The organism is Paraburkholderia lebeckiae, from assembly GCF_050436225.1.
GTDB lineage: Bacteria > Pseudomonadota > Gammaproteobacteria > Burkholderiales > Burkholderiaceae > Paraburkholderia > Paraburkholderia tuberum.
This window is the reverse complement of the sequence record NZ_JBNDLU010000001.1, coordinates 2,372,739-2,398,015: the sequence shown is the minus strand read 5'-3', so window position 1 is coordinate 2,398,015 and position 25,277 is coordinate 2,372,739. Positions and strand designations below refer to the sequence as shown.

Sequence of the window (25,277 nt, the reverse complement as noted above, 5' to 3'; positions counted from 1 at the left end):
TTACTTGCTCGCGGCTGCGGCGAACGTGTTGTCGACGCCATTGGCATAAGTGATTGCGCCGGGTTTGATGTTGCCGATCGACTCCTGCAGATCGAGCGCATTGCGGAAGGCTTGCTCGGAAATATCGGGCGTGGCCGCATAGATCTTCTGATCGATGAGACGCTGCACCGCCGAATCGACGATCTTCGGATCGAGCGATGGGAATTCGGCGCGCGCGACGCTCTTGGCCGTGTCGTGCGATTGCTGAATCAGAGCCTCGGCTTCCCCGATCGACTTGACGAACGCGGCTACCATCTTAGGCTTGCTCTTGACGGTGACAGAGAGCGTGTCGATGGTCGAGAACGCATAGCCGCCCGGATACGCCTTCGGGAACGCATACACGATGCGATAGCCCTGCGCGAGCCCCGTTTCCGCTTGCGGCATATAGAGCGCGGCGGCTTCCGAGCGCCCTGCCATCACCGGCGCGAGTTCGGTGCCGATCTGCACGGTGTTCATCTTCACGTCCGCGAGCTTCTGTTCGCTGATGAGCCGTTGCAGCAGATACGTGCTCGTCGACGGCGGCAGTGCGGTCGAGACGCTTTTGCCGGCGAGATCGCCGACGCCCTTGACCGTCGAATCCTTCGGCGCGATCACCCACACCGGCACGCCGGCGACCACGTTGGCCACGTTCACGAGCGATGCGCCCTTGAGGTTGGCGAGCATGGCGGTCATCGGGTCTTGCAGCGAGAAGTCCGCATGACCGCCGATCACCGCTGCAACGCCCGCCGCGCCGCTGCCCGCAGTGACCTTCTGCACGGCAAGGCCGTTCTTCTCGAAGATGCCTTTGTCGATAGCCACATAGAGCGGCAGGTACTGGATCGACTGAAATGCCTGATAGATGACCACCGGCTCGGCGGCCTGAGCGTTCGTCGCGCCGATTCCAGACGCGACCAGACATGCGGCCGCGATACTATTGAGCAGAGCGTGTGTCTTCTTCATTTTTTCTTCCAGGAAATGATCTTCGCTTCCGCGAGTTGAACGATCCAGCTGAGAACCGAGGCCATCAAGGTCAGCACGATGATGCCGAGCCAGACGGTATTGAGATCGAAGAGCGAGCCCGCGACGAACACCGCGTGACCGAGCCCCGACTGCGATGCAATGTATTCGCCGACGACCGCGCCGATCAACGCGAAGCCGATGTTCACGCGCAGCGTCGAGAAGATCCACGGCAGCGCGCTCGGAACGATGAGCTTGGTGAAGATCATCGACGGCTTCGCCTTGAACGAATGGAAGAGATTGAGCAGGTCCTTGTCGACTTCACGCGCGGCGGCGCAGGACGAGATCATCGCGACGGCGAATGTGGAGATGCCGGCGAGCCATATCTTTGACGAGGCGTCGGAACCGAACCAGATCACGATGAGCGGTCCGAGCGCAATCTTCGGAATACTGTTGAGGATGACGGACAATCCTTCGGCGACACCCGAGACTGTCGGCAGGAACCACAGCAGCAGGCCGAGACCGATCCCGAGGCCGCTGCCGATGGCGAGACCCGCCAGCGTTTCATAGAGCGTGACCCAGGTGTCGGACACGAGCGTGCCCTGCGTCAGCCCGATGACGGCGGCCTCATAGATGCCGGACGGCGAGCCGAGCAGCTTGCCGTTGATCCAGCCCGCGCTAACGGCAAGTTGCCAGGCAACGACCAGCGCAACGACGATACCGAAGACGGCGCCCGTCGTGCCGAGCTTGCGGCGCGTACGGCGTACGGCTTTCCTTTGCGTGACGTTGGTGGACAGAACGGCTTCAGTCATGGACGGCTCCTGCAAGGATGCTCGACGGAGCGACTTCATCTGCGTCGCGCGAGATGACGTGTCCGCGCAAACCGTTCCAGACACGCGCGTGATAGCCGCGGAACTCGGGCGCCTCGCGCGCGGAGACGGCATTGCGCGGTCCGTGCGTCGTCAGTTCGATGTCGATCTGGTCTTCGATGCGTGCGGGACGCCCGCCAAGCAGGATCACCCGATCGCTCATCGCGATGGCTTCTTCGATGTCGTGCGTGACGAGCACGACACTCGTGCCGCTTTGCGCACGCAGCGCGATGATGTCGTCCTCGAGTGCGAGACGCGTTTCGTAGTCGAGCGCGGAGAAGGGTTCGTCGAGCAGCACGAGCGTCGGATCGACGAGCAGTGTGCGCGTGAGCGCAACGCGCTGTCTCATGCCGCCTGAGAGCGAATGCGGATAGGCATCGGCGACCGCGCCGAGCCCGTAGCGCGCGAGCATCTGCCGCGCACGGGCGACATCATCGGCCCGGACCTTGCGATACAACTCAATGCCGAGCAGCGCATTTTGCAGCACCGTGCGCCACGGCATCATCAGGTCCTTCTGCAACATATAAGCGATGCGGCCCGCTTCCCCATCTGCGCGTCTGCCGACCGATATCTCGCCTGACTGCGGCGTGAGCAGGCCTGAGATGAGATTGAAGAGGGTGCTCTTGCCCGCGCCGCTTCGTCCGACGATGGACACGATCTCGCCATGTCCCACGGAGAAGTCGAGCCGGTCGAAGATGGTCACGGTCGAGCGATCGGGCGATTGAAACCCGTGAGTGAGCTGCCTCACGCGCAGCGGTTCCGCGAACGTGTTGACTGCCGTTGCGTTCGATCCCTTCATGTCGTTCCTCGCAAGGTCTCGTACTGGTGAAGTAGTTGCTGCAATGCATAATGCACAATCAAAAATCGGAAGCTGTCCTCGTCAAAAAAGTTTTTTCTCGGTGGACTCGCATGGGATGCGTTGGTGCGCAACCTTGGTGCTGCTGCGACTCTGCAGTGCACGTCGCCGTGCGAAATCGGTGCATGTTGCGATGAAACTGTGCGGAGCGAGGCATGAATTCAATGGCACATTAATCGCTTCGTGCAAGTCTCTTGAACGACGTTCATTCCGTTGGGAAAGCCACTCCAAGAGACGATTGCAAAGACAGGAAGTGGCGTTCTGTCGAGGTCGTCGCGTGGGCGAACGAGGAAGGCAGTCGTTTTGCGCCCGGCGCGGGGGGCTCGAGTGCGTTCGTCGATCCCGCGTTGCTCACGGCTACCGCGAATCGCGCGACGCCGGAGACATCCGGTTTGGAGATGCGCTGGATGAAGCGCTTGCGGCAACGCCCGTCATTGGAACGGCGGCCAATGTTCACGACATCAACGTAGCCCTGGCGTTGCTCCATGGTAAAGAAACGGATGTGTACGCGGACGCCGGATATCAGGGTATCGAAAAGCGTTGTGAGGCTGACGCGGTTCGTTGGCATGTTGCGATGCGATCGGCAAAGCGCAGGAAACTGGATCTGAGTGATTCGGTGGACCGGCGTCCAGGTCGCCATCCCTCATGACACGCGGATAGACGCCACCTACCTCGTCCGCAATGTCCGAGAAGGCGATGTCGGCGCCGAGTCGCCTTTCCTTTTCCAGCAGGCGCTCGACCCCAGCGTTGTTCAGCACGCGTTCGGTATTGCGCAGCAGGCGCATTACGAGCCGCGTATCCAGTTCCGTTGCCGCGACGATGGCCTGCTTGACCTTCTGGTGGATCGGCGCTTCGTGGGTCGCCACGAAGCGCGTGCCCATGTTGATACCGCCCGCGCCCATGGCAAGTGCCGCCACAAGCGAGCGACCATCAGCCATGCCGCCCGAGGCGACGAACGGGACCCTGAGCTCGTCCGCGGCACGGGGCAGCAGGATGAAGTTGGGGACATCGTCCTCGCCGGGATGGCCCCCGCATTCAAAGCCGTCCACGCTGACCGCATCGCAGCCGATGCTCTCGGCCTTCAGTGCATGCCGCACCGATGTGCATTTGTGAATCACCTTGATGCCGGCTTCCTGCAGCATGGGCAGCCACTTCTGCGGATTGTTCCCAGCGGTCTCGACGATTTTCATGCCGCCATCGATGATCGCGCGCACGTAGCCGGGGTAATCCGGCGGATTGCGTGCCGGAAGGAAAGTCAGGTTGACGCCGAACGGCTTGTCGGTCATGTCCCGGCAGCGCCGGATCTCGCCCGCAAGCGCCTCCGGGCTGGGCTGTGTCAGCGCCGTAATGATGCCCAGGCCGCCCGCATTGGACACCGCTGCAGCCAGTTCCGCGAATCCCACGTAGTGCATGCCGCCTTGGATGATGGGATGCTCGATGCCGAACAACTCCGTGATCTGCGTCTTCATTGCGAATCTCTTTTGAATGGATGGATAGTGGTACCCAGGGATACCCGTCAGAACTCGGCCGGCAATGCCATTGAGCCGCGCCAGTTTCCACGTGATGCCGCAGGACCGAATCCAGTGGCAATTCACGTTTGAACCGGTAGGATCAACGCCCCGTGAAGCGGGCCTCGCGACGCTCAACAAAGGACTGGATCCCTTCCCTGAAGTCCTCCGACGCGAAGACCTCCTCTTGAATCTTCGGGATGACGGCAATCGCTGCCTGCTCGCCGTGTTCGATATAGGTCAGAGCCGCCGCCTTGGTCGCACGCAGGCCGATCGGCGCGACCTTGCAGATCGCCCGGGCGATCTCCATCGCGCGCTCGCGGTGCCGCCCGTATGGATGCACTTCCTGGACGAAGCCGCAGCGGTATGCCTCCGCGGCGGAGAATTCGTCACACAGGAACAGGTGATACATCGCATTGCCCCAGCCCGTGCGGGTGAGGTAACGGTAGTGCGCGCCACCCAGCGGTGCGATGCCGCGTTTTCGATTCCATCTGGCAGAAGCGAGCGGTGTCGGCTGCAATCACGATGTCCGAGGCCAGCATCTGCTCGAGGCCGATCGTATAGGTAATACCATGGACCACCGAGATCACCGGCTTGCGGCAGCGTTTGCCCAGACCGAAGGGATCGACCTGGTCGTCGGGGATCGGCTTTGCCGTGGCGGTCGGGCCGAAGAACTTAGGCATGTCGAGGCCGGCAGTGGTGTGTTCGCCGGCGGGGTCGAGAACTGCCACCCACAGGTTGTTGTCGTCGTCGAACTCGGTCAGCCGCTGCGAGAGCTGCTGCATCATCTCCGGGGTGAAGGCGTTCTTCTTGGCCGTATTGTCGACCGAGATGATCGCGATATGGTCCTCGATCGTCATGCGGACTTCAAGCGTCGTTGCTGCATTGCTCATGATGGTCTCCTTCGCTTAGGTGGATTGGCACTTCGGATGGATTGAAGCGTTCGTGCTGCAGGAGTTTTATGGGCAGACGGGCATCCTGTCGGTGCAGGCAGTCGATCATTAAACGCGATTCGCGCGGACAACCACACGCATGCTTTCGTGGTTGCACGCGCGAGTTGTGCCGCGCCTTGCATGAATCGAAACGCGATTGATCACCGGTCCGCGGGAGTGCGACGGCGGAAGCTGCGAATCCTTCTGCAGCTATGGCACGAGTGGTTGGATCGCAGTTCAGTGATCAGTCATTGCCTCGATCGGGCGCAATGCGGGCCGCGGAGTGTGTTAGTTCCGCGACGCATGCGAACAATCCCGTGCGACCGTTCGAGTTGCTCAGCGAAGACCCTGCGCGCCACCAATGAGCACAGGAAAGGAATGACTGTAGTACCTCGGGAAGCAGCCGTTGACGTCCCGTCAATCCGAACGGCTGGTACGGGTCCGATCCCGGCCTCTCGTTGCCACTGCGAAAAGCACGCCGCTCGCTCAACATACGCAATCACCGATCCAGGCACGACGCCGATAGCCACGTCGGTCCCGCCGATGCCCGGCCTTTCCGGCCTAAGATATTTCAAAGGAGCATCCGTGCGAGGGGCATCATGAAAGCACTTATCGTTGCTGCGACATTGGCGGCTGGCTGTTCCCTCGCCTACGCGCAGACTTACCCGCAGGAAGCGCTGGCTGACCAAAGCATGGTGGCCTATAGAGGACAATTGGAAGCGCAGAAGCAACAGATCGAACTCCAGAACGAACAACTCCAATTACTGAAACAACAGCGCGACATGGATTTGCTGAGGCAGCAGCGCTAACTGAATTCGCTGAGACAACAGCGCCAATTTGACTTGCTCAGACAGAAGCGCTAGATCGCTGTGAGGCGCGGCCCACGCCTCAAGATCCGGCTGAGGCGACTCCAGCCATTAACTGCCGCTCGCAGTTACATTTCCATCGAATGTCTTTGGCGATGAGCTAAGCTGGAATCATGGCGATCACCAACGCCGTCACGGTTCGGGGCCGCCGTCGCTAGTCATCGTCGTTGGCGTCCGGTTCTGAACACGTAAAACGACCCTCATTGGCCGCTTTCAAGCGGTGCATAAGAAGGGCAAAAGGCAATGGGCATTCGTCGCCGCTGCTCCAGTTGTCGCTTGCTGATTCGCTAGGCCGTCCATACGGCAAGCGTTCTGTCGACATCAATGTTCTAAAGGAGGATGGCAATGAAGTACGTAATTAGCTGGTTCGAACGCACGCAAGGTTCGCCTGTAGAGTACGAGAATGCCCAGAAGCGAATCCTTGATGTATTTAGTCAGTGGAAGGCGCCAGACAACTTCAAGATCGAGTTCTTCGTGGTGCGCGTGGGAGAGTGGGGTGGGCACATGTTGGTTGACTGCGACGATCCATTGGCGGTTCACAAAGTTTGCTCGACATTCCCGGCATTTGAATTTCGGGCGCACCCCGTAGTTGCCGTCGAGGACGCAGTCCGGGTCGAACTCGAAGCGATCGCCTGGCGAGACGGACTGAAAAGTAAGTGACATCCGGAGGGTTATGTTGCTTTCACGGCGAGTGAACCCGAGACACTGTGCTCTTTTGAGGTGGTCAGTGTCCTGGCATTGCCGCCGAGTCGCGGGCTTGCCCCCGCTCAGTCGGACGGCCAACGGCCTGCACCCGCTGGCCGTCGTTGACCGTTAGCGTCCGCTTCAGGGAAAGATGAACGGCTGGAGCGGGTGGCGGATTCAACCGGTCAATGCAGTACCGCAGCAGACGTGTCCGTTCAATGGTTCGAACCGGAGGCGAAAGATGATCCCGAGCCGCAAAGCCGCCGCGCTGGTGTTACTCGCTGCATTGTCGCTGCGCATGTATGACGTACACGCGCAACACACTGACCAGCAAATCGCCGCCATCCTCATGGTCGCGAATCGAGCCGAAATCGAGGCGGGCAACCTCGCGCTAAGCCGAAGCCAGAGAAGAAGCATCCAGAATTTCGCTGGACAAATGATCGCAGAACACAGGGCCTTGAATCAGTCAGCCGTCGAATTGACGCAGAGGCTGATGCTCTACCCCGAAAATAGTAGGATGAGCGAGGCGTTTCGGAACGAAGGGGATGACAACCTCGCCAGGTTGAATGCGGCCGATGGGTATGCGTTCGACGGAGACTACCTCTATCAAGAGATCGCATATCACCAGCAATTGGTTCATGCGGTGGACAACACGCTGCTTCCCGCCGCGAAGAACGCGGAACTGAAGGCGCTGCTCGTCAGAGCGCGCGTGATTTTCATCTTGCATCTCGACTATGCGATTCGACTGCAATCGGCACGGGTCTGGTAATCCCCAAGGGATTCGGGTGAGCGAGCCTCGCTTGCGGGTGCACCTTCGTTGATGCCGACAATGCCGACTTCGAGTTGATGTGCGACGCGCTCGATACTGCGCACGTCCCGATACATTTCAGGCGGCGTCTGCCGATCAAGTAGCGCCCGTAGGCACATCTTTTGCGCCACCGACACCAACGAATTTCACTGCGGAGCAAGTCGAGGGCTGCCGACCGCTGCCCTGCGAGGTTCGGGGTGTGGCCGCGCGCATAGTGCAGTAAACGGCCGTTTGCGGGCGTCGGCTGAAGGCACCAAGATTTTGCATCGCTTCCCACGTTTACTACGACGGCACAGTTACTACACTGATAGGTAAGGGTCGCGGATATCAGTTGGGCGGCCTTCTCAATTAGTTGCACGCACTCCACGCTGTCGGAAAGAGCAGATCGAGCCTCCACATTATTTTGTGCGGCGTGCTCGTCTCGTTGGTCCATCAAACAGGAGGATCCAATCATGCAAACTGTTATAAGGACATATTCCGGAAAGGGTGCAAAGGAATTATTCGATCTGCTGGAGAAACGAGCGACTGACGTCGAAGAACTGCTGCGTTCGGTCAAAGGCTTTGTCGGCTACACCCTCGCACGCAGCGGCGATGGCGGATTCTCGGTAACTGTTTGCCAGGACAAGGCAGGCATTGATGAAAGCGTGCAAAAGGCGAAGGACTGGATCGCGAAAAACGCCGGAAACACGGGCGCGGCCGCGCCGGAAATATCGGAGGGATCAGTCCTCATTCACCTGAAGTAACTTCGCCTTGCGACTGGCACCGTATGAGTTCAGCGGCCGGATTGGCAGGTACGTAACGAGCTTCACCGGTTGCTCCTCACGCACACTGTTTACCGAGTTCGTCCAGACCGGCCTTTGTACGTTGATCGGGAAGATCCCACGGAGCGGATTGAGAATTCCGCGATCTCATAATGGGCTGCGGAGGGCTTGTCTTGAACTAGGCAACGCTCTCCGGGAACAGGCGGCACCACGCCGCTCGCCGGTTCCACGTACGGCAATCCGATTTCTTCTTCATCGCTTCATCGAGCGGCGAGTCGCGGACAAGCCGCGCACGCGACTCATGTGAAACGTTGAACGGCTGCTTCGAAGGGGATTGACTAGCCGGAGCGGGTCTAACTTAGACCCGACGCGCGGTTTGGACTGCAGCATCTACTTGCTGTCTGCAGTTCCGCGGGCGCAGATGTACTGGATGTGTTGCATGATGAGGACACCATTGCTTCGACAGTTAGAGGGGCATATGTCGTGCAGGAGCGGTGGTCGATTAAACCGCATACGAAAGGCGTTTCGAAGGGCGAAATCGAGAAGCTAGTCTCATCTGATCCTATGTTGACAATCACGGAGCTGGCAGCACGGACCGGTGCTTCCGATGTATGGTTACGAGAACATTTTCCTCGTGAATGTGCGGGGGTGGCTGCGACATACAGGGAGCGTTTGAGGAAAAATGGCTGGCGTCGACTACTCGCAACCGGTCGCATCATGCGGGAGGCCGCTTATTATCTGGAACAAATCGGGCTCACTTTCAACAAGGACAGTATTGAGAGATATTTCGGTCTATCGATATGGTGGCAAGCATGAGGCGAGCGGATTCGTGCCAAAGTGAGTTTAAGAAATCGTGGCCGCGCCAGCCGTTAAAGCAATAGTTGGTTCCTGGTTGCACTTAGAGAATGTTTCAAAAAGAGTCGTCCGAGCGCTGAAGTGTTCGCCAGCAGATCAGGCAACAGGCGAGTTTAAGGAGCCCTTCATGGATGTCGGCACGACGCTCATATCGAGTACGAAGGCGGCGAAATCCATGCAGCCACGCATTGGTTCGCTCGACGACCCAACGGACCTTACCCAGACCGCTGCCATGGGGTTCGCCACGCCGGGCGATCGATGTGGGGATGCCGACAGCGTGCAAGGGCCGGCGATACTTGTCGTGGTCGTAAGCGCGATCCGCATAGATTCGGGCCGGTTTGCGAAGTGGTCGACCGCGCAAGCCACGAACCGGCGGGATCGCATCGACCAGTGGAAGCAGTTGCGTGATGTCGTTGCGGTTCGCGCCAGTCAGGATGACCGCGAGCGGCGTACCGTTGGCGTCGGTGGCGACGTGATGTTTGGAACCGGGTCGCGCACGATCGGTGGGGTTCGGTCCAGTTTTTCGCCCGCCCCAACCGCTCGAACAGAAGTGGAATCGATGACGACGCGAGAAAAGTCGATCTGGTCGGCGGCACGCAACTTTGCGAGCAGGATCTCGTGGAGCCGATCCCAGACGCCGGCCTGTTGCCAGTCGCGCAAGCGCCGCCAGCAACTGATACCCGATCCGCAACCCATTTCGGCGGGCAGATCGCTCCAGCGAATGCCGCTTTTGAGCACGAACAGTATCCCGGTCAGCGCGGCCCGATTGGCCACGGGCTTGCGCCCTGGATACCGGAAGCGTCTCGGCCTTGCTGGCGGTAGAAGTGGTTCGATCAATGCCCACAATTCGTCGTCGATGATTTGCCTGGCCATCTCCTCGCTCCGCTCGTCACAACGGTCGAGGTTAACAGCTTTGCGTTTGAGTTAAGGAAGGTCTGCAAAAGTCCTGGCATTGCGTTGCTGCTGAGCTATCCTGGAAACAGAGCGAATTAGGCGAGGAGCAGTGTGATGGCGCAACTTGGTCTTGGTCTGGATCTGTCAACGAAGCGCACGCGCAAACGGGAATTTCTCGATGAGATGCGGCGTGTTGTGCCCTGGTTGAAGCTGATTGCGCTGATCGAGCCGCACTATCCCACGGGCAAAACCGGTCGGCCGCCGTTCCCGATTGCGACGATGTTGCAGATTCATTTCATGCAGCAATGGTTCGGTCTGTCAGACCCTGCAATGGAAGAGGCACTCTATGACGTGCCGCTTTATCGCGAGTTCGCGGGTCTCGACGGCGGGATGGTTCGCTTGCCGGATGAAAGCACGATTCTCCGGTTCCGCCATCTGCTGGAAACGCACGGACTGGCAGTGCAAATGCTGGCGCTGGTCAATGAAATCCTGACGGAGAAAGGCCTGATGCTCAAGACTGGATCGGCAGTCGACGCCACTCTGATTGCCGCACCCAGTTCGACAAAAAATGGCTCCGGCACACGTGATCCGGCAATGCAATCAACGCAGAAAGTGGAACGGCCCCGTCGAAAACCGGACACGAGGTAACGCTTAAACTTTAAGGTAGTCTTCCGCCTATGTTTAAGCCTAGCTCCCATGTAGAACCCGTTGAGGTTCTGACCCAGCCGGAACAGCGCCGGCGCCGCTCTGTCGAGGAGAAACTCGCGATAGTGCGTGAGACCTTCGAACCCGGAGCGAGCGTTTCCGGGGTAGCCCGTCGCCATCAGGTGAATGCGAACCAGGTGTTCGCCTGGCGCAAGCTGTATCAGGATGGCAGCCTGTCAGCCGTGAGTGCCGGCGAACAGGTGGTGCCAGCCTCCGACCTGGTCGAAGCGACGAAGCAGATTCGCGAACTCCAGCGGCTGCTGGGCAAGAAGACCATGGAAGTGGAAATCCTCCGCGAAGCAGTGGAGTACGGCCGGGCAAAAAAATTGATTGCGCGCTCACCATTGCTGCCGGGGGACGACCGATGAAGACGGTCTGTGAAGTCCTGGGTGTGTCGCGCTCTAATCTTGCGGTCAAATCGAAGCGCCCCGCCAAGTGGGTCGACCAGCGCAAGACGCCAGCCCTGGACGACATGCCGCTGGTCACCGAGCTTCGGGGGCTGGTTGCCGAGCTGCCCACCTACGGCTACCGGCGTGTGTGGGCGCTGCTGCGGCGAAGCCGGGACGCGCAGGCCCAACCTCGCGTTAATGCAAAACGGGTTTATCGGGTCATGCGTACCTACGGCCTGCTACTCGAGCGCCGGCCTTGTCATGCCCAGTCCGCACGCCGGCACGACGGCAAGGTCGCGGTGGAGCGAAGTAATGCGCGCTGGTGCTCGGACGGCTTCGAATTCCGTTGTGACGATGGTGCGCCATTGCGCGTCGTCTTTGCATTGGACTGCTGCGACCGCGAGGCCATGAGCTGGGTGGCGAGCACGGGCGGCTACACCGGTGACATGGTGCGTGACGTGATGCTTCAGGCCGTCGAGAACCGCTTCCACGGAGCGCTGAGAACCGACAATGAAATCGAGTGGCTTAGTGACAACGGTTCCTGCTACATTGCCGATGAGACGCTGACGTTCTCGCGGGCAATCGGCCTGAAGCCCGTCACGACACCCGTCAGAAGTCCGCAGAGCAACGGGATGGCCGAGAGCTTCGTCAAAACGATGAAGCGCGATTATGTCTCGTGGATGCCCAAGCCTGACGCCAGGACGGCGCTGCAAAACCTGGCCATCGCGTTCGACCACTACAACGAATCGCATCCGCACAGCGCTCTGAAATACCGCTCGCCACGCGAGTTTCGCCAGCAAGCAAATTCACTAACCTAAGCGTGACCGCGTGTCCGGTTATGCAGGGGCGAGTCCAGAAAGGTGGCAACTGGTACTTCGGGATGAAGATGCATATCGGCGTGGACGCCGAGTCGGGCCTGGTCCATACGGTCATTGGAACGGCGGCCAACGTTCACGACATCAACGTAGCCCAGGCGTTGCTACATGGTAAAGAAACGGACGTGTACGCGGACGCCGGATATCAGGGTATCGAAAAGCGCTGTGAGGCAGGCGCGGTTCGTTGGCATGTTGCAATGCGACCGGCAAAGCGCAGGAAACTGGATATGAGTGATTCGTTGGACGCGATATACGATCAAATCGAACGCCTGAAGGCGAGTATTCGAGCCAAGGTCGAACACCCGTTTCGCATCCTTAAGCGGCGTTCGGTTACATGAAGACCCGCTATCGTGGTTTGATGAAGAACACCGCCCAGATCACCACGCTGTTTGCTTTGGGCAATCTATGGATGGCGCGTAGAGCTTTGCGCAAAGCTTGAAACACCGGGTCGATAAGGGTCGTATGTCTGGTTGAAGAGCTCCGGCGCGCGAAAAAAACGGCGATCAACTCACCAAAAAATATCTGAACGCAGAGGCTGCGCTGGATGTGAAAAATAACGCGTGAAAAGCGGGTTGTGCAGACCTTCCTTAACAGTAGCCGTAGCTCTTTTTGAAACATCGTCTTAAGCGAAAGATGATCATTCAGTCATTTTTTGCTTAACTTGTCAAACCACGCACACACCGAAACCCGGCATACACATACTGATAATGCGGCTGAAACCAGTTGCGAAATTCGGGCCGCAGCATGCACAGCGCGGTACGCGCCGAGCCGCCCTTCAGCACGTAGTGCTGCCCATCGAAGAAGTTGGCCGAATAGCCAGGATAGAACGGAAACGCTTCGAAGCCCGGCAGCGCTTCGAAAAGCGTCGAGGTCCATTCCCAGCCGTTGCCGAACTGACCTTCCGTGCCGAACGTGCTGACGTTGTCCGGATGTGCGTCGACGGGCCGTGGATCCCAACTGCGGAAATCGAAGTTCCCCGATGCCCCTTGCGGCGCACCGTGCGCCGCGCGTTGCCATTGCGCCTCGGTCGGCAGGGTTTTGCCGGCCCAGCGCGCGTAGGCGCTCGCTTCGGCGTGGCTCACGTAGACGGGCCAGTCGAGCGGCAAGGGCACGTTGTCGAACATCGTGCGCAGCGTCCATGCGGGGCGACGGTCTTGCGCCGTGCGTTGCGACCAGCCGGCGGGATGCTCGATGTGCTCCGCTTCCTTCCACGCCCAGTCCTTCGACGACCACCACTTCGGCTCGCGATAACCGCCGTCTCCGATGAACTCGAGGAACGCACCGTTCGTGACCATGTATCGATCGATCTCGAACGCGGGCACGTCCACGCTCATTTCGCCGAACTCATTATCCCAGCCGAAGCGGCCGGCCTCGCGCGGCATGCCGAGCACGGCCGTGCCGGCCGGCACGCTAACCATCGACGACAACGCGTCGCGCCGCTCCTCGCTCGTCACCACCGGCTCGCGCAACGCGGTGTTCTTCTGCGCGAGTGGCAACTGATGGAGCATGTACGCGAGCGTTTCCGCATGCATCAACCGATGCTCGATCGCGACGTTCAGCAGCTGCACGGCCGCCTCGTCGTGCGCCGGGTTGCCGAGTTCGTCGAGCGCGGTGTCGATCTGCCGGCGCGCGCGCGTTGCATACTCGCGCACGGCGTCGAGCGACGGCCAATCGCCGGGTTGATCGGTGGGAAAGCCGCCGTCGACCGGATCGATGCCGAAGGCGAACAGCTGGTCGAGTTCCGGCGCGAAAGCCGGCAGATCGAACAGACGCCGGTCGAGCAGATTGCGATCGAACGCTTCGAGATGGCCGATGTAGAACACGACGCGGTGACGCTCGCGGATTGGCCGTTCATAGAGGTAGTCGGGTTTGACGATCGCAAACAGGTCGTCGGTGACTTGACGCGCGTCGAGCAGGCGCTGCACGAGCGGATGATGCGGGACAGGGTCGCGATTCATTGGGGCCGGGTCTCCATGCAACACGGTTGTCCTGGGGGGACGGTCTGAAAACTCTACCCGCTCGCAGGCGGCGTGCCAAGACGAACAGCGCGACCGTCCAGGCCACTCCGGCCGCTAGATCTGCCGCAAGCCTTCGAGATCGACGATGCGAATGTGCTTGCCCCGCGTGTCAATCAGGCCGCGTTTTTGAAATCTTGACAGGGTGCGGCTGACCGTTTCGAGCGTCATGCCGAGGTAGCTGCCCATGTCCTCGCGCGTCATACGCAGATTGAACTCCGACCACGAGTAGCCGCGCTGCGCATTGCGCTGTGACACGTCCAGCAGAAAGGCGGCGACGCGTTCGTCGGCGGACAGCGAGCCGAGCACCATCATCTGCGCGGCTTCGCTGACGATCTGCGCGCCCAGTAGCTTGTGCATGCGTTCCTGGATCGAACTGATTTCGCGACATAGCAGCTTCAGCGCGCTATATGGAACGATGCACACCGTGCTGTCTTCCAGCGCGACGGCGCTGCACGCATGGAGGTCCGCGCTGATGCCGTCGAGCCCGAGCGGCTCGCCGGCGAGACGCAGCCCGGTGACCTGCTCGCGGCCGTCGCGGTGGATCATCACGGTCTTCATCGAGCCGGAGCGCAACGCGTAGATATTGTCGAAGCGGTCGCCGCTGCGATACAGCGCTTCGCCGCGCGGCACCGAGCGCGCCGAACAGATCAGCGTTTCGAGCTTCGGCAGTTCCTCCGCCGACAGGCCCTGCGGCATGCAGATCTGACGCATCGAACAGCTGGAGCAGCGCGCGGCGGTACGTGCGGCTGCGCGTGCCGCCACGGCCTCGCGGTTGCCGGCGGAGCGGGCCGAGGAAGGGGTAGCAGCAGTGGGATTCAGCATGTTCTGCGCGCGATTATTGGTAGTGGTGAAATTGTCCCACCCGCTATGACCCGCAACTGGCGGCAAAGTGACGCGTTCGCTGCCCGGCAGTCCTAGCAACGGCGGTGCTCTGACAAAGGTGAGAAGGTGAGCCGCCGCGGCCTATATCGACCTCGCCCGTCGACGGGTAGCGTGGCTCGATTCCGGCAGGGCCGCGCATGGCGTGCCGCCCCGCGCTTGATGAAAGAGTCAGGCGGGTTTCTTGTCGGTGCCCGCGGCGGACGGTACCAGCAGAACCGGAAGAGTGGCCTGGCGCACGCAGCGTTCCGCGACGCTGCCGAGAATCAGCCGCTGAAAGCCACGCCGGCCGTGCGTGCCCATCACGAGCAGGTCGGCGTTGAATTCGGCGGCGGCCTGCAGCACGATCTCGGCGACATCGCCGAGCGACGAAGCCTCGGAGACCGCCGGGTCGCCCTTCACACCTTGCTCGGCCATCACTTTCGAAAACTCGGCACGCAGCTCCTGGCCTTCCTCGATCAGGCGGTTGCGCAGGATCGACGGGTCGTAGCCGGGCGCCTCGAAGTACATTGGCGTGTTTTCGACGACATAAAATGGCCGCAACACCGCGCCATTCGATCTGGCGAGATCGAGCGCCGCTTCAAACGCACGGCGCGAGGTATTGCTGCCGTCGACCGCTACAAGGATGCGTGTGTACATGTCGGCTCCGCGTCAAGAATGCATCTGCCACATTGCTAGCCGCGGCAGGTTTATTGATCTTTTATAGCAATAAAGCTTAGATGATTGCCGGAAAAGATGCACCGGACCAGGATGTAAATCAAACGCTTGCCAGATATTCCGGCGCGGTGCGGACAAAATGGCGTGCGCGGCGGCGTGCGCGAAGCGGCCTAGCATGCTTACAACCCGTAAAACTTTGCTGAAGCCGAAACAGGGTTGGCCTTACAATCAAGCCATATTCAGACAAGCTGGCCAGTCCGCTGATGAACGATCGAAAAACTAAGGGCTTACCCGACCAGATCTACGGCGACATTCTCAACCGCATCCTCGAAGGCGAGTACAAGGAAGGCGAGCGATTGCCGACCGAACACGCGCTGGCGGAGCGTTTTGCCACGTCCCGACCGACCGTGCGCGAAGCGCTCGCGCGATTGCGGGCCGACGGCATCATCTCGACGCGGCACGGCTCTGGCACGACCGTCGCGCGGCGCCCCGATCCGGACGTACGCCGCTTCGCGCCGCTCGAAACACTGTCCGATATCCGACGCTGCTATGAGTTTCGCATCGTGACCGAGGCGGGCGCGGCCGCGCAGGCAGCGTTGAAGGCCGACGCCGACGACATCGCCGCGATCCAGCACGCGTGGGACGAGCTCGAGCGCATCATCGAGGCGCAGGGGATCGGCGCGAAGGACGACTTCCTGTTTCATCAGGCGGTCGCGCGCGCGTCGAAGAATCCGTTTTTCATTACGGTGATGTCGTTCATCGAGGAACAGATCCTGTTCAGCATGAACCTGTCGCGCAATCTGTCGCTCGTCAAGACGGTGGAGAGGCAGCAGCTGGTGCAGGCCGAACACATGGCGGTGCTCGACGCAATCCGCCGCAAGGACGCGGCGGGCGCGGGCGCCGCAATGCGCGCGCATCTCGAGAACGCGCTGGAACGGATGTTCGGTTCCTGAGTCCGCGCGCGCGGGTGAAGGCGTCGCGACTTTTGCCAGGCCGCGCTTCGGCGAGGCTCAGGCAGCGACGGCGACTGGCCCGAACAGCGAGGTCAGCGTTTTCGCGCTTACCGCGACGTCGAGCGCGACGGCCCGCTCGCCGCCAATCTGCAGCGGCGGCCCGAGCCGGCTGATGTCGAGGCCGGCTCGGCGCAGCATCCTCTCGATCGGCGTGGTGGTCACCGTGACGTAATGCGTGATGCCCATGCGCTGCGCGAAGCGCATCACTTCCTGAATTGCGCGGATTGTCATATCCGTGAAACCAAACGACTGTTCCTCACCGCCGGTTTCGATCGCCCAGCGGCTCAGTTCCCAGATATGTCGCCCGACCGGCGCGGCCGCGCCATGCAGTAGCTGCGGGAAGGTGTCTTTCAGCATGTTCGGACCTTCAGTCGGCATCAGGCGCCAACAGCCGCGCAACCGTTCGTCTTCGCCCTGAATCAGCATGTAGTACGGCCCGAGCGCGTCGTAGCCGTCTATCTCCATTCCCGCGATGGTCGGAATTTCCCAGCCGAGCCGGCCGTGAAAGACACGGGCGCGCAAGCGGTACATCTCGTTGATCAGTTCGTTGTCGAATTCCTGCCGGAGTCCAATTCGGATCGTGGTTTGCATGACGTTCTCCTGTACGCGTTGGGGGACTGCCAGATACGCAGGAAAACTTATGCATTCTGAATCTTTGCGCCACCTACCTACCTGGATAGGTGTGGATGCTTATCGGGTATATCAGAATTCAGACACGTCTTCGCCCCCAACCTACAAGGGTCCAAAATGGAACTCCTCGACAATCACTGGCAACCGCAAACCCACCTCCAGGCGCGTTCTTCGGAGGTCTCTTCGGCAGTGGATCGCGTTCTGATCATTGCCTACCGGAAGAAGAAAAAAGAGAGCCAGCGCCGTTTCTGGGCTCGCTTCGGCGTCACGCAATCGCGCGGCAGTCGCTTCGAGTCGGGCGCGGAGATCCCGGCGCCGGTGTCGATCCTGCTGGGTCTGTACTTCACGAAGACCGTGTCGGACGCCGATCTGGGTCGCGCCGAGCGTGTGATGTACAGCCGCGACGCGGCCGCGCTGCTCAACCCGGGTCAATAAGCCCAAGCTGCGCCGCGATCACGGCTGCCGCACGCCGCGAATTCACGCCGAATTTCGCCCTGATGTTTTTCATATGGAAGTTCACCACCGCTTCCGAGCAACTCAGGATGTGAGATATCTCCCACGTGGATTTGCCGCGTGCGGTCCATTTCAGGCATTCTCGCTCGCGCGGCGTGAGCTTCGGCATCAAGGTCTGCGCATGTGAATTCAGATGCTGTTTGCTGGTGTCGATCACGAGGTCGCGCAACAGCACGAGGTTCGGCAACGCGGCATTCACATGGCGCCTGAACCCGTCTGACGGCTTGTCGTCATTGACGAAGCACATCATGCCGGCTTCCTGATTCGGCCCATGAATTGGCAGCGTCACGCCCGCGCCGAGGCCGTACGAGCGAGCTTCCTCATACAGGGATCGCTGCGCCGGGCTGGCGAAAATCTCGGGCGTCCAGACCAGCGGCGATGAGCGTGACAGGCAGTGTGCGACCGTCGGGTCGATATGCACCATGCCTTGCTCGTCGTACGTCTGGCGCCATGCCGATGCGTAAGTGCTGCGCAGGTAAGCATCCTCGAGACGCATGGTTGGCCGCGGCAGCATCGCGACCAGAATCTTGTCGAAGCCCCACGTTTCGGCTAAGCCCGTGATCACGCCGAACCATTCCGCCTCGTCGGCGGCGTCCAGTAGCGGTGCCATCTGCTCGATAAAGTGTAGCGACAATTTTGGCTCTCTCAGGCTCGCAAATATCTCTTCGCGGTTATTGGCAGACAAACTTCGGTCCGCTCTTTTGGCCCGCACAATCTATCACTAAAAACTCGAACGCAATGCGCCGGTGCTCTGCGGGGGAAACGATAACCGCCACGTGATAGCAACGCCGGTGTCGCTTATTATTATCCTGATTGAAATAGTTCTTTAGCCCGGCCGGGCTTCCCGGGTGAGCAGCGCGGCTAATCGGCATCCGGTGACATATTTTAATATGTTTCGTTGACAGCATTATTTCGTCGCCCTTCAGAATAAATCGTATTTACTCGATTATCTCGGAAAGCGGGTTATTGCTCGCCGCGTCCTTGTTGCCAAAAAAAGGCTGCGCCGATTCCACATGGGCTGCGGGCCCGCTCCATTGTTATACAAAAGGAAATTTCGTGACCGCCACCCGCGCAATTCGCCGCCGGCGGCATGCTGGGCGATCGTTACGCGCAAGTTGTTTGACAACATTGTGATGCGGATGCTACCGTGAAACCTCCGCCTAGCGCGTTTCCGCGTCAACCATCATGAACGAATCACCGCTCCGCGACGGCGAGTTCGCCGCGTCGGTCATGGCCGTGCCGCCGCTCGCGCGCCGGGCCGACTACACGCTCGACCCTGCCCAGAATCTCGCGCTGATCCGCCATATCGAAGCGGGCGGCGTACGCACGCTACTGTATGGCGGCAATGCGAACCTCTATCACGTCGCGGTCAGCGAATACCGCGAGTTGCTGGACCTGCTCGCCGAGGCCGCGGGTCCCGGGACACGCGTGATTCCGGCGCTAGGTCCCGACTACGGCAAGATGCTCGATCAGGCGCGCATCCTCGCGCAGACGCGTTACCGCACCGCGATGGTGCTGCCGCTCGCCGGCTTCACGACGTCCGAGGGCGTCGAGACGGGCCTCACGCGGATCGCCGACACGGCCGGCATGCCGCTCACGCTGTATATCAAGAGCGAAAACTACGTCGCTGTCGATACGCTCGCGCGGCTCGTCGAGCGTGGGACGCTGAGCGCGGTCAAATATGCGATCCCGCGCGACAACCCCGCTGACGATCCGTATCTGCGCCGGCTGCTGCAACGCGTGCCGGCCGCGAAGATCGTATCGGGGATGGGCGAGCGGCCGGCGCTCGTACATCTGCGCGAGTTCGGACTCGCAGCGTGGACGACCGGAAGCGGCTGTATCGCGCCGAGCATGGTAATGGCGCTGCTGCGCGCGGTGCAAAGCGGCCGGAGCGCCGATCACGACACCGCCCAACGTCTGTACGATGCGTTCATGCCGCTCGAAACGCTGCGCAACGACATCTCACTGATCCGCGTGCTGCACGATGCAATCACGTTCACGGGCCTCGCCGACATGGGGCCGCTGCAGCCGCTGCTCAGTTCGACACCGCGCGAGCATCATGCGAAGATCGCGCAGACCGCGCGCACGCTGCTCGCTCTCGAGCGCGAGTTCGCGCCCATCCAATCGAACCGCTCCGACACGCGGACAACCCCATGACCGATCACAGCCGACGCTATCCCGATCCCTCCATCCGCGTGTTCGATCCGCGCTTCAAGTCGTTGATCATCGCGTCGGCGTCGGTCGAATGCCTGTATCAGGGCACGCGCTGGTCGGAGGGGCCGGTGTGGTTCGGCGATGGCCGCTATCTGCTGTGGAGCGACATTCCGAACGACCGCATCCTGCGCTGGGACGAAACGACGGGCGCGGTCAGCACGTTCCGTCAATCGTCGAATAATGCGAACGGCCATACGCGCGATCGCGAAGGGCGTCTCGTCAGTTGCGAGCACCTGACGCGGCGTGTGACGCGCACCGAGTACGACGGCTCGATCACCGTGCTCGCCGATCGCTATCAAGGCAAGCGCTTCAATTCGCCGAACGACGTGGTCGTCAAATCGGACGGCTCGATCTGGTTTACCGACCCGACCTTCGGCATCGAAGGTTTCTACGAGGGCGAGCAGCAGCAGTCCGAGCTGAAGGCGTGCGTGTATCGGATCGACGGCCAGTCGGGCGAGGTGTCGATGGTCATCGACGACGTGCTCGCCCCGAACGGTCTCGCGTTCTCGCCGGACGAATCGCTGCTGTACGTGGTCCAATCGCGTGGCGAACCGCGCAAGATCCGCGTTTTCGATGTCGAGGCCAATGGCAAAGGCACGACGCTGTCGAACAACCGCGTGCTGATCGACGCGGGTCCGGGCACCCCGGACGGTTTTCGTGTCGACACGCATGGCAACTTGTGGTGCGGGTGGGGCATGGGCACCGACGAGCTCGACGGCGTGCGCGTGTTCAGCCCGCAAGGCGAGCCGCTCGGCCACATCGCGTTGCCAGAGCGTTGCGCGAACGTTTGCTTCGGCGGACGGCATCGCAACCGTCTGTTCATGGCGGCGAGCCACGGGTTGTATTCGCTGTTCGTCAATACGCAGGGCGTGCGCGGAGGTTGAGCGGTTGTCCGCTAACCAGACAACATGTATTGCTATCGCGGCGAGGGCTCGGGTTTGCCCTTAACCCACGGTGCCGGGCATTGAACGACAAGGATTTCAGGTAAAGCGAGCATTTTCTCGCCCGACCCACGCTCTCGACTATTTGCTTGACATCGGCTGTTGCGCTTCGCTATGTTCCCTTGGTAGAAAGACACCGCCCGCAACGCATCGACCAGCGGGCTTCCATACCAAGAAGCGAGGAGACGCAATGACTGTTTCGCACAGATTGTCGTTCAAGCTGGTATCCGTCTGTATCGCCGCAAGCGCGGCGTTCGCCCTTGCCGCGCACGCGGCCGATCCGGTCACGATCAATATCGTCGACGTGGCCGGCGATCTTCAACTCACGCAGAAGGGCTTCGAGGCGTTCAAGGCGAAGAATCCGAATCTCGTCGCGAACATCACGTTCACGAACGCGCCCGCGCCGCAATTGCCCGGCAAGATCAAGGCGATGCAGGCCGCGGGCCGCTCCGATATCGACCTTGTTTTGACCGGCACCGACGCGCTCGCGGCCGGCATCGAACAGAACCTGTGGATCAAGCTGCTGCCCGACAACGCGGCGCAGTTCCCCGGCGTGCTCGACAAGTACGCGCCGGGCCCGCGCAAGATGCAGGATCTCGCGCAAGGCTACGGGCTCGAGGTCGCGTATATGCCGGCTGGTCCGCTGCTCGAATACAACCCGGCCAAGGTCAGCGATCCGCCGAAGACACCCGAGCAACTGCTGCAATGGTGCAAGGCCCACCCCGACAAGCTGATCTACGCGCGGCCGGCCAATTCCGGTCCTGGCCGCACGTTCCTGATGGGCTTGCCCTACGTGCTCGGCGACAAGGACCCGCAGGACCCGGTGCACGGCTGGGACAAGACGTGGGCGTTCCTGAAGCAGTTGAACGACTGCATACCGTACTATCCGGGCGGCACCTCGGCGGTGATGAAGGAACTGGGCGAAGGCACGCGCGATATGACCGTGACCGTGACCGGCTGGGACATCAATCCGCGCGCGCTCGGCATCGTGCCGGCCGAATTCCGCGTACAGCCGTTCGACAACATGACGTGGGTCAACGATGCGCACTACATGGTGGTCCCGAAGGGCGTGCCGAAGGAAAAGCTCGACGTGCTGTACAAGATGATGAACTTCATGCTGGAGCCCGCGCAGCAGGCGCTGACCTACGACGACGGCTACTTCTATCCTGGCCCCGCGATCAAGGGCGTCTCCGTCGAGCAGGCGCCCGCGCATAGCCAGGAGGTACTGCAAAAGTATGGCCGGCCCGAATACGCGAAGCTGTTGGCCGATCGTCCGCATGCTTTGCCGCTGAACGCAGCAGCGATGGTCGCCGCCTTCAGGAAGTGGGATAGCGACATCGGCGCGCAGAAGACCCGTTAGGCCTTCACCATTGCGACGGAAAACGAGGCGAAACGCAGCGCGGCGTGAGGCACCGCCGCGCTGCGTGTCTTCAGCGATCACGCGCCTCGGCTTAACTGCCTGATGCGCCGCGCCCACCGCACGCGCGGCACTCGCGACATCCGTCGCCTCACGCGGATCAGGAAACCGCCATGAAGCATCACTTTGAGCAGTTGCGGCTCGATTCGGTGAGCCGCAGTTTCACCAACGCGCAAGGCCACGCGATCGCCGCGCTGCAGGGTCTCGATCTGACGATCCGGCGCGGCGAGTTCATCGCGCTGCTGGGGCCGTCGGGTTGTGGCAAATCGACGGCGCTGAACTGCATCGCCGGATTGCAGCCGCTCACCGGCGGCGGCATCTGGCTCGACGAGCGGCGAATCGACGTGCTGCCGCCGGAAAAGCGCGGCTTCGGCATGGTGTTCCAGAACTACGCGCTGTTCCCGCATATGAGCGTGCTGGACAACGTCGGCTTCGGGCTGAAAATGCGCGGCGTCGGCAGAAGCGAGATCGCGCGCCGTGCACGCGAGGCCTTGAAACTGGTGCAACTGACCGGTCATGAGCCCAAGCTGCCCGGCCAATTGTCCGGTGGCCAGCAGCAGCGTGTCGCGATCGCGCGTGCGATCGTGATCGAGCCGCCGCTGATCCTGATGGACGAGCCGCTGTCGAATCTCGATACGAAGCTGCGCATCGAAATGCGCGCGGAAATTCGCCGCATCCATACGCAGCTCGAACGCGCGACGCTGTACGTGACGCATGATCAGGACGAAGCGCTGTCGATGGCCGATCGCATCGTCGTGATGAGGGAGGGCGTCGTGCAGCAGGTCGCGACGCCGAAGGAGGTCTATACGCGGCCGCGCAATCTGCATGTCGCGCGCTTCATGGGTTATCGCAATGTCGCCGAGTTCTCGCTGGAGGGCATGCAAGGCGATGGCGTCGTGGTCAGCGCTAACGGCGTGCGGCTCATCGGCACGCCGATGGCCGGCTTCGACGGCAAACGCGTGAGTGTCGCGCTGCGCCCCGAAGACATGGAGCGCGCCGAGCCCGGCGCCGACAACGCGTTCGAGGCGCTGATCGACGCGGTCGAGTACGGCGGCCACGATTCGCTGCTGCGCGTGAAGACCGCGTTCGGCGACGTGTGGGCGCGCGTGACCGGTGAATGCGCGGAGGGCGAGCGCATCACGCTGCGCGTGCGGCCGTCGTGCGTGCTCGTCTACGACGCCGAGGCCGCATGAACACGCCGACGCTTGTCCCCCCGCTCACGTCCCGCGCGCCGCGCGATGCCAAGGCCTGGCTCGTCGCGCCCGCGCTGCTCTTTATCGTCGCGCTGTTCATCTATCCGTTCGCGTATGGTCTGGCGCTGTCGTTCCGCCCGATGAACGGCGGCGGCGTGTGGGCCAACTATCTGACGTTCTTCACCGACACGTCGATGTGGCCGACGATTCTCGTCACGCTGAAGCTGTCGGTGCCGGCCACGCTGATCAACGTCGGCGTGTCGGTGCCAGTCGCGTTCGCGCTGCGCCGCTACTCGCGGTATCAGAAGATCGTCACGACGCTGTTGGTGATCCCGGTGACGCTCGGCACTGTGCTGATCGCCGACGGCATGCTCACCTACTTCGGTCCGCACGGCTGGCTGCCGCAGGCGTTGCAGGCGCTGCATCTGTACACGCAAGAGGTGCGGCTCACGCACAACTTCACGGGAGTGCTGCTGTCGCTGATCGTGTCGGGCTTTCCGTTCGCGTTTCTGCTGACGTTGTCGTACGTGACCGGCATCGACCCGACGCTCGCAAGCGCGGCCGCGACGCTCGGCGCGAGTCCGTGGCAGCAGTTTCGCCGCATCTATCTGCCGCTGCTCGTGCCGGGGCTCACGATGGCCGCGTGTCTGTCGTTCGTGCAGGCGTTTTCGGTGTTTCCGTCGGCGGTGCTGCTCGGCGCGCCCGCGGGTCCGACGCGCGTGATGTCGATTGCCGCGGCCGAAGCCGCGTTCGAGAGCTACGACTATTCGCTCGCATCGGCGATCGCGATGGTGATGGGCTTCGTGCAACTGCTGGTGGTCGCCGCGCTGCTCGGCGCGCGCCGCTGGTTCTATCGTGGTCCCGTAACGGGAGGCAAAGGCTGATGACGACCGATCGTCGCGCGACGCAGCCCGATTGGACCGCGTCCACCTCCGCTTCCGCGGCGCCGCAGCCGGGCGACGGCGCGCGCGAGCCCGCGCAACACGCGCGTCAGCGCGCGAACCTGCCAGGCCGTATCTGGCAGGCGCTGGTGTGGGCCGTGATGGCGTTCTTCCTGATCAACGTCGTGCTGCTGATCGCGACCGTCGCGGTGAATTCGATCGCGACGCGCTGGTTCGGCACCGCGTTGCCGCAAGGCTTCACGTTGCACTGGTATGCGCAGGCGTGGAGCGACTTCCAGCTCGCGAGCGTGCTGTGGGTGACCGTGCAGGTGGTCGGCGCGGTCGTGCTGCTTTCGGTGCTGCTCGGCGTGCCGGCTGCGTATGCGCTCGCGCGCGTGCAATTCCGCGGCAAGCGCCTTGCGATGCTGATCTTTCTGCTGCCGTTGATGGTGCCGCCCGTCACCTACGGCATTCCGATGGCGACCGCGATGTACAAGGTCGGACTCGCCGGCACGCTATCGGGCGTGATTCTTGCGAATCTCGTACCGGCGCTGCCGTTCGTGATTCTCGTGATGACGCCGTTCATCGAGCAGATCGATCCGAATCTCGAAGCGGCCGCGCGCATTTTCGGCGCGAACACATTCCGCTATTTCCGTTACGTGCTGCTGCCGCTGCTCGTGCCGGGCATGCTGGCGGCGGGGCTGCTCGTGCTGGTGCGCACGATCGGCATGTTCGAGCTGACGTTTTTTACGGCCGGTCCGGCCACGCAAACGCTGGTGGTCGCGTTGTATTACGCTGTGTTTTCGACCGGCGTGCGCGCGCCGCAATCGATCGATGCGATGGCGATGATCTATATGGCGATCACGTTGATCTGGGTGCTGATCGCACTACAATTCGTGAGCCCGACGCAGATCGTGTCCCGCGTGAAAGAACAGAGGCGCTGA

25 protein-coding genes and 4 pseudogenes are annotated in these 25,277 nt (G+C 61.4%); 16 read left to right on the top strand and 13 right to left on the bottom strand.

The genetic code is table 11. The annotated features are described in order from the left end of the window. From OKW45_RS11215 to OKW45_RS11200, 4 genes are all read right to left on the bottom strand, one after another. Window positions 1-978, bottom strand: coding sequence for an ABC transporter substrate-binding protein (locus OKW45_RS11215; protein WP_429468026.1), 978 nt, complete (start codon window positions 976-978; stop codon window positions 1-3). Continuing rightward, a complete protein-coding gene (locus tag OKW45_RS11210) occupies window positions 975-1,787 on the bottom strand; it encodes an ABC transporter permease (RefSeq protein ID WP_018423631.1) in 813 nt (270 codons plus the stop codon). The genes OKW45_RS11215 and OKW45_RS11210 overlap by 4 nt, the downstream gene beginning before the upstream one ends. Continuing rightward, window positions 1,780-2,643, bottom strand: coding sequence for an ABC transporter ATP-binding protein (locus OKW45_RS11205; protein ID WP_429468024.1), 864 nt, complete (start codon window positions 2,641-2,643; stop codon window positions 1,780-1,782). The genes OKW45_RS11210 and OKW45_RS11205 overlap by 8 nt, the downstream gene beginning before the upstream one ends. 262 nt (window positions 2,644-2,905) lie before the next feature. Beyond that, window positions 2,906-3,187, bottom strand: coding sequence for a hypothetical protein (locus tag OKW45_RS11200; RefSeq protein ID WP_429469416.1), 282 nt, complete (start codon window positions 3,185-3,187; stop codon window positions 2,906-2,908). Here OKW45_RS11200 and OKW45_RS11195 point away from each other — a divergent pair. Then, a pseudogene (locus tag OKW45_RS11195) lies at window positions 3,131-3,322 on the top strand (transposase); the annotation flags it as partial. The gene OKW45_RS11200 and the pseudogene OKW45_RS11195 sit on opposite strands and share 57 nt — an antisense overlap. Here OKW45_RS11195 and OKW45_RS11190 read toward each other — a convergent pair. The 3 genes and pseudogenes from OKW45_RS11190 to OKW45_RS11180 all read right to left on the bottom strand — a co-directional run. Continuing rightward, window positions 3,321-4,169, bottom strand: a pseudogene (locus OKW45_RS11190) (NAD(P)H-dependent flavin oxidoreductase); the annotation flags it as partial. The pseudogenes OKW45_RS11195 and OKW45_RS11190 overlap by 2 nt on opposite strands. Before the next feature lie 142 nt (window positions 4,170-4,311). Further along, window positions 4,312-4,671, bottom strand: a complete 360-nt coding sequence (locus OKW45_RS11185) for an enoyl-CoA hydratase-related protein (RefSeq protein WP_429469344.1) — start codon at window positions 4,669-4,671, stop codon at window positions 4,312-4,314. After that, window positions 4,598-5,101, bottom strand: a complete 504-nt coding sequence (locus OKW45_RS11180; protein WP_429468022.1) for an enoyl-CoA hydratase-related protein — start codon at window positions 5,099-5,101, stop codon at window positions 4,598-4,600. The genes OKW45_RS11185 and OKW45_RS11180 overlap by 74 nt, the downstream gene beginning before the upstream one ends. Before the next feature lie 638 nt (window positions 5,102-5,739). Here OKW45_RS11180 and OKW45_RS11175 point away from each other — a divergent pair. From OKW45_RS11175 to OKW45_RS11160, 4 genes are all read left to right on the top strand, one after another. Further along, window positions 5,740-5,949 carry a hypothetical protein gene (locus OKW45_RS11175; protein WP_018423622.1) on the top strand — a complete coding sequence of 70 codons (210 nt, stop codon included), beginning with the start codon at window positions 5,740-5,742 and terminating at the stop codon, window positions 5,947-5,949. Window positions 5,950-6,351: 402 nt separating this feature from the next. Next, window positions 6,352-6,666 (top strand): DUF3303 domain-containing protein, encoded by a 315-nt coding sequence (locus OKW45_RS11170; protein ID WP_018423621.1) that lies wholly within the window; start codon window positions 6,352-6,354, stop codon window positions 6,664-6,666. A gap of 265 nt (window positions 6,667-6,931) precedes the next feature. Next, window positions 6,932-7,459, top strand: a complete 528-nt coding sequence (locus tag OKW45_RS11165) for a DUF4142 domain-containing protein (protein ID WP_018423620.1) — start codon at window positions 6,932-6,934, stop codon at window positions 7,457-7,459. A gap of 491 nt (window positions 7,460-7,950) precedes the next feature. After that, window positions 7,951-8,241: a hypothetical protein gene (locus OKW45_RS11160; protein ID WP_018423619.1), complete on the top strand. Its 291-nt coding sequence runs from the start codon at window positions 7,951-7,953 to the stop codon at window positions 8,239-8,241. A gap of 928 nt (window positions 8,242-9,169) precedes the next feature. Here OKW45_RS11160 and OKW45_RS11155 read toward each other — a convergent pair. Beyond that, a protein-coding gene (locus OKW45_RS11155) for an IS5 family transposase (RefSeq protein WP_085952369.1) occupies window positions 9,170-9,987 on the bottom strand; the annotation gives its coding sequence in 2 pieces (ribosomal slippage) (window positions 9,170-9,639 and window positions 9,639-9,987; 819 coding nt in all). Between the two features lie 135 nt (window positions 9,988-10,122). Here OKW45_RS11155 and OKW45_RS11150 point away from each other — a divergent pair. From OKW45_RS11150 to OKW45_RS11140, 3 genes and pseudogenes are all read left to right on the top strand, one after another. Continuing rightward, window positions 10,123-10,620: pseudogene (locus tag OKW45_RS11150) on the top strand (IS5 family transposase); the annotation flags it as partial. A gap of 65 nt (window positions 10,621-10,685) precedes the next feature. Further along, a protein-coding gene (locus OKW45_RS11145; protein ID WP_280785269.1) for an IS3 family transposase occupies window positions 10,686-11,920 on the top strand; the annotation gives its coding sequence in 2 pieces (ribosomal slippage) (window positions 10,686-11,040 and window positions 11,040-11,920; 1,236 coding nt in all). Between the two features lie 38 nt (window positions 11,921-11,958). Then, window positions 11,959-12,416 (top strand): annotated as a pseudogene (locus tag OKW45_RS11140) (IS5 family transposase); the annotation flags it as partial. 217 nt (window positions 12,417-12,633) lie between these two features. Here the strand turns inward: OKW45_RS11140 and OKW45_RS11135 are convergent. The 3 genes from OKW45_RS11135 to OKW45_RS11125 form a co-directional block, all read right to left on the bottom strand. Then, on the bottom strand, window positions 12,634-13,935 hold the full coding sequence (locus tag OKW45_RS11135; protein ID WP_429468019.1) for an SUMF1/EgtB/PvdO family nonheme iron enzyme: 1,302 nt from the start codon (window positions 13,933-13,935) through the stop codon (window positions 12,634-12,636). Between the two features lie 114 nt (window positions 13,936-14,049). Continuing rightward, window positions 14,050-14,706: a helix-turn-helix domain-containing protein gene (locus tag OKW45_RS11130; protein ID WP_429468016.1), complete on the bottom strand. Its 657-nt coding sequence runs from the start codon at window positions 14,704-14,706 to the stop codon at window positions 14,050-14,052. 339 nt (window positions 14,707-15,045) lie between these two features. After that, window positions 15,046-15,513, bottom strand: a complete 468-nt coding sequence (locus OKW45_RS11125) for a universal stress protein (protein WP_184007044.1) — start codon at window positions 15,511-15,513, stop codon at window positions 15,046-15,048. A 281-nt stretch (window positions 15,514-15,794) separates the two neighbouring features. Here OKW45_RS11125 and OKW45_RS11120 point away from each other — a divergent pair, with 281 nt between their 5' ends. Continuing rightward, window positions 15,795-16,484 carry a FadR/GntR family transcriptional regulator gene (locus OKW45_RS11120; RefSeq protein ID WP_018423611.1) on the top strand — a complete coding sequence of 230 codons (690 nt, stop codon included), beginning with the start codon at window positions 15,795-15,797 and terminating at the stop codon, window positions 16,482-16,484. A gap of 57 nt (window positions 16,485-16,541) precedes the next feature. On the opposite strand, the gene OKW45_RS11115 is transcribed toward OKW45_RS11120, so the two are convergent. Next, window positions 16,542-17,135: an acyl-homoserine-lactone synthase gene (locus OKW45_RS11115; protein ID WP_018423610.1), complete on the bottom strand. Its 594-nt coding sequence runs from the start codon at window positions 17,133-17,135 to the stop codon at window positions 16,542-16,544. A 156-nt stretch (window positions 17,136-17,291) separates the two neighbouring features. Here OKW45_RS11115 and OKW45_RS11110 point away from each other — a divergent pair, with 156 nt between their 5' ends. Next, window positions 17,292-17,609, top strand: a complete 318-nt coding sequence (locus OKW45_RS11110; RefSeq protein ID WP_026226375.1) for a helix-turn-helix domain-containing protein — start codon at window positions 17,292-17,294, stop codon at window positions 17,607-17,609. Here the strand turns inward: OKW45_RS11110 and OKW45_RS11105 are convergent. Beyond that, a complete protein-coding gene (locus OKW45_RS11105; protein WP_018423608.1) occupies window positions 17,593-18,297 on the bottom strand; it encodes a helix-turn-helix transcriptional regulator in 705 nt (234 codons plus the stop codon). The two genes, OKW45_RS11110 and OKW45_RS11105, sit on opposite strands and share 17 nt — an antisense overlap. A gap of 575 nt (window positions 18,298-18,872) precedes the next feature. On the opposite strand from OKW45_RS11105, the gene OKW45_RS11100 reads away from it, so the two are divergent. The 6 genes from OKW45_RS11100 to OKW45_RS11075 all read left to right on the top strand — a co-directional run bounded on the left by OKW45_RS11100 (window position 18,873) and on the right by OKW45_RS11075 (window position 25,277). Beyond that, a complete protein-coding gene (locus OKW45_RS11100; protein WP_429468013.1) occupies window positions 18,873-19,844 on the top strand; it encodes a dihydrodipicolinate synthase family protein in 972 nt (323 codons plus the stop codon). Further along, window positions 19,841-20,785, top strand: a complete 945-nt coding sequence (locus OKW45_RS11095; protein WP_018423605.1) for an SMP-30/gluconolactonase/LRE family protein — start codon at window positions 19,841-19,843, stop codon at window positions 20,783-20,785. Before OKW45_RS11100 ends, OKW45_RS11095 begins: the two co-directional genes overlap by 4 nt. A 247-nt stretch (window positions 20,786-21,032) precedes the next feature. After that, complete coding sequence (locus OKW45_RS11090; RefSeq protein ID WP_018423604.1) at window positions 21,033-22,202, top strand: extracellular solute-binding protein; 1,170 nt, start codon at window positions 21,033-21,035, stop codon at window positions 22,200-22,202. Window positions 22,203-22,372: 170 nt separating this feature from the next. After that, the gene (locus tag OKW45_RS11085; protein WP_429468010.1) at window positions 22,373-23,452 is read left to right on the top strand and encodes an ABC transporter ATP-binding protein; all 1,080 of its coding nucleotides are present in this window, start codon (window positions 22,373-22,375) and stop codon (window positions 23,450-23,452) included. Beyond that, window positions 23,449-24,336, top strand: coding sequence for an ABC transporter permease (locus tag OKW45_RS11080; RefSeq protein WP_018423602.1), 888 nt, complete (start codon window positions 23,449-23,451; stop codon window positions 24,334-24,336). The genes OKW45_RS11085 and OKW45_RS11080 overlap by 4 nt, the downstream gene beginning before the upstream one ends. Beyond that, window positions 24,336-25,277, top strand: a complete 942-nt coding sequence (locus OKW45_RS11075; RefSeq protein ID WP_429468008.1) for an ABC transporter permease — start codon at window positions 24,336-24,338, stop codon at window positions 25,275-25,277. Before OKW45_RS11080 ends, OKW45_RS11075 begins: the two co-directional genes overlap by 1 nt.

Coding starts and splice junctions, on each gene's coding strand:
- OKW45_RS11160 (WP_018423619.1), top strand. CDS start 7,951: ATGCAAACTGTTATAAGGACATATTCCGGAAAGGGTGCAAAGGAATTA.
- OKW45_RS11215 (WP_429468026.1), bottom strand. CDS start 978: ATGAAGAAGACACACGCTCTGCTCAATAGTATCGCGGCCGCATGTCTG.
- OKW45_RS11200 (WP_429469416.1), bottom strand. CDS start 3,187: ATGGAGCAACGCCAGGGCTACGTTGATGTCGTGAACATTGGCCGCCGT.
- OKW45_RS11105 (WP_018423608.1), bottom strand. CDS start 18,297: ATGGCACCGCTACTGGACGCCGCCGACGAGGCGGAATGGTTCGGCGTG.
- OKW45_RS11165 (WP_018423620.1), top strand. CDS start 6,932: ATGATCCCGAGCCGCAAAGCCGCCGCGCTGGTGTTACTCGCTGCATTG.
- OKW45_RS11135 (WP_429468019.1), bottom strand. CDS start 13,935: ATGAATCGCGACCCTGTCCCGCATCATCCGCTCGTGCAGCGCCTGCTC.
- OKW45_RS11110 (WP_026226375.1), top strand. CDS start 17,292: ATGGAACTCCTCGACAATCACTGGCAACCGCAAACCCACCTCCAGGCG.
- OKW45_RS11120 (WP_018423611.1), top strand. CDS start 15,795: ATGAACGATCGAAAAACTAAGGGCTTACCCGACCAGATCTACGGCGAC.
- OKW45_RS11130 (WP_429468016.1), bottom strand. CDS start 14,706: ATGCGTCAGATCTGCATGCCGCAGGGCCTGTCGGCGGAGGAACTGCCG.
- OKW45_RS11100 (WP_429468013.1), top strand. CDS start 18,873: ATGAACGAATCACCGCTCCGCGACGGCGAGTTCGCCGCGTCGGTCATG.
- OKW45_RS11175 (WP_018423622.1), top strand. CDS start 5,740: ATGAAAGCACTTATCGTTGCTGCGACATTGGCGGCTGGCTGTTCCCTC.
- OKW45_RS11170 (WP_018423621.1), top strand. CDS start 6,352: ATGAAGTACGTAATTAGCTGGTTCGAACGCACGCAAGGTTCGCCTGTA.
- OKW45_RS11085 (WP_429468010.1), top strand. CDS start 22,373: ATGAAGCATCACTTTGAGCAGTTGCGGCTCGATTCGGTGAGCCGCAGT.
- OKW45_RS11115 (WP_018423610.1), bottom strand. CDS start 17,135: ATGCAAACCACGATCCGAATTGGACTCCGGCAGGAATTCGACAACGAA.
- OKW45_RS11210 (WP_018423631.1), bottom strand. CDS start 1,787: ATGACTGAAGCCGTTCTGTCCACCAACGTCACGCAAAGGAAAGCCGTA.
- OKW45_RS11180 (WP_429468022.1), bottom strand. CDS start 5,101: ATGAGCAATGCAGCAACGACGCTTGAAGTCCGCATGACGATCGAGGAC.
- OKW45_RS11080 (WP_018423602.1), top strand. CDS start 23,449: ATGAACACGCCGACGCTTGTCCCCCCGCTCACGTCCCGCGCGCCGCGC.
- OKW45_RS11090 (WP_018423604.1), top strand. CDS start 21,033: ATGACTGTTTCGCACAGATTGTCGTTCAAGCTGGTATCCGTCTGTATC.
- OKW45_RS11075 (WP_429468008.1), top strand. CDS start 24,336: ATGACGACCGATCGTCGCGCGACGCAGCCCGATTGGACCGCGTCCACC.
- OKW45_RS11125 (WP_184007044.1), bottom strand. CDS start 15,513: ATGTACACACGCATCCTTGTAGCGGTCGACGGCAGCAATACCTCGCGC.
- OKW45_RS11095 (WP_018423605.1), top strand. CDS start 19,841: ATGACCGATCACAGCCGACGCTATCCCGATCCCTCCATCCGCGTGTTC.
- OKW45_RS11205 (WP_429468024.1), bottom strand. CDS start 2,643: ATGAAGGGATCGAACGCAACGGCAGTCAACACGTTCGCGGAACCGCTG.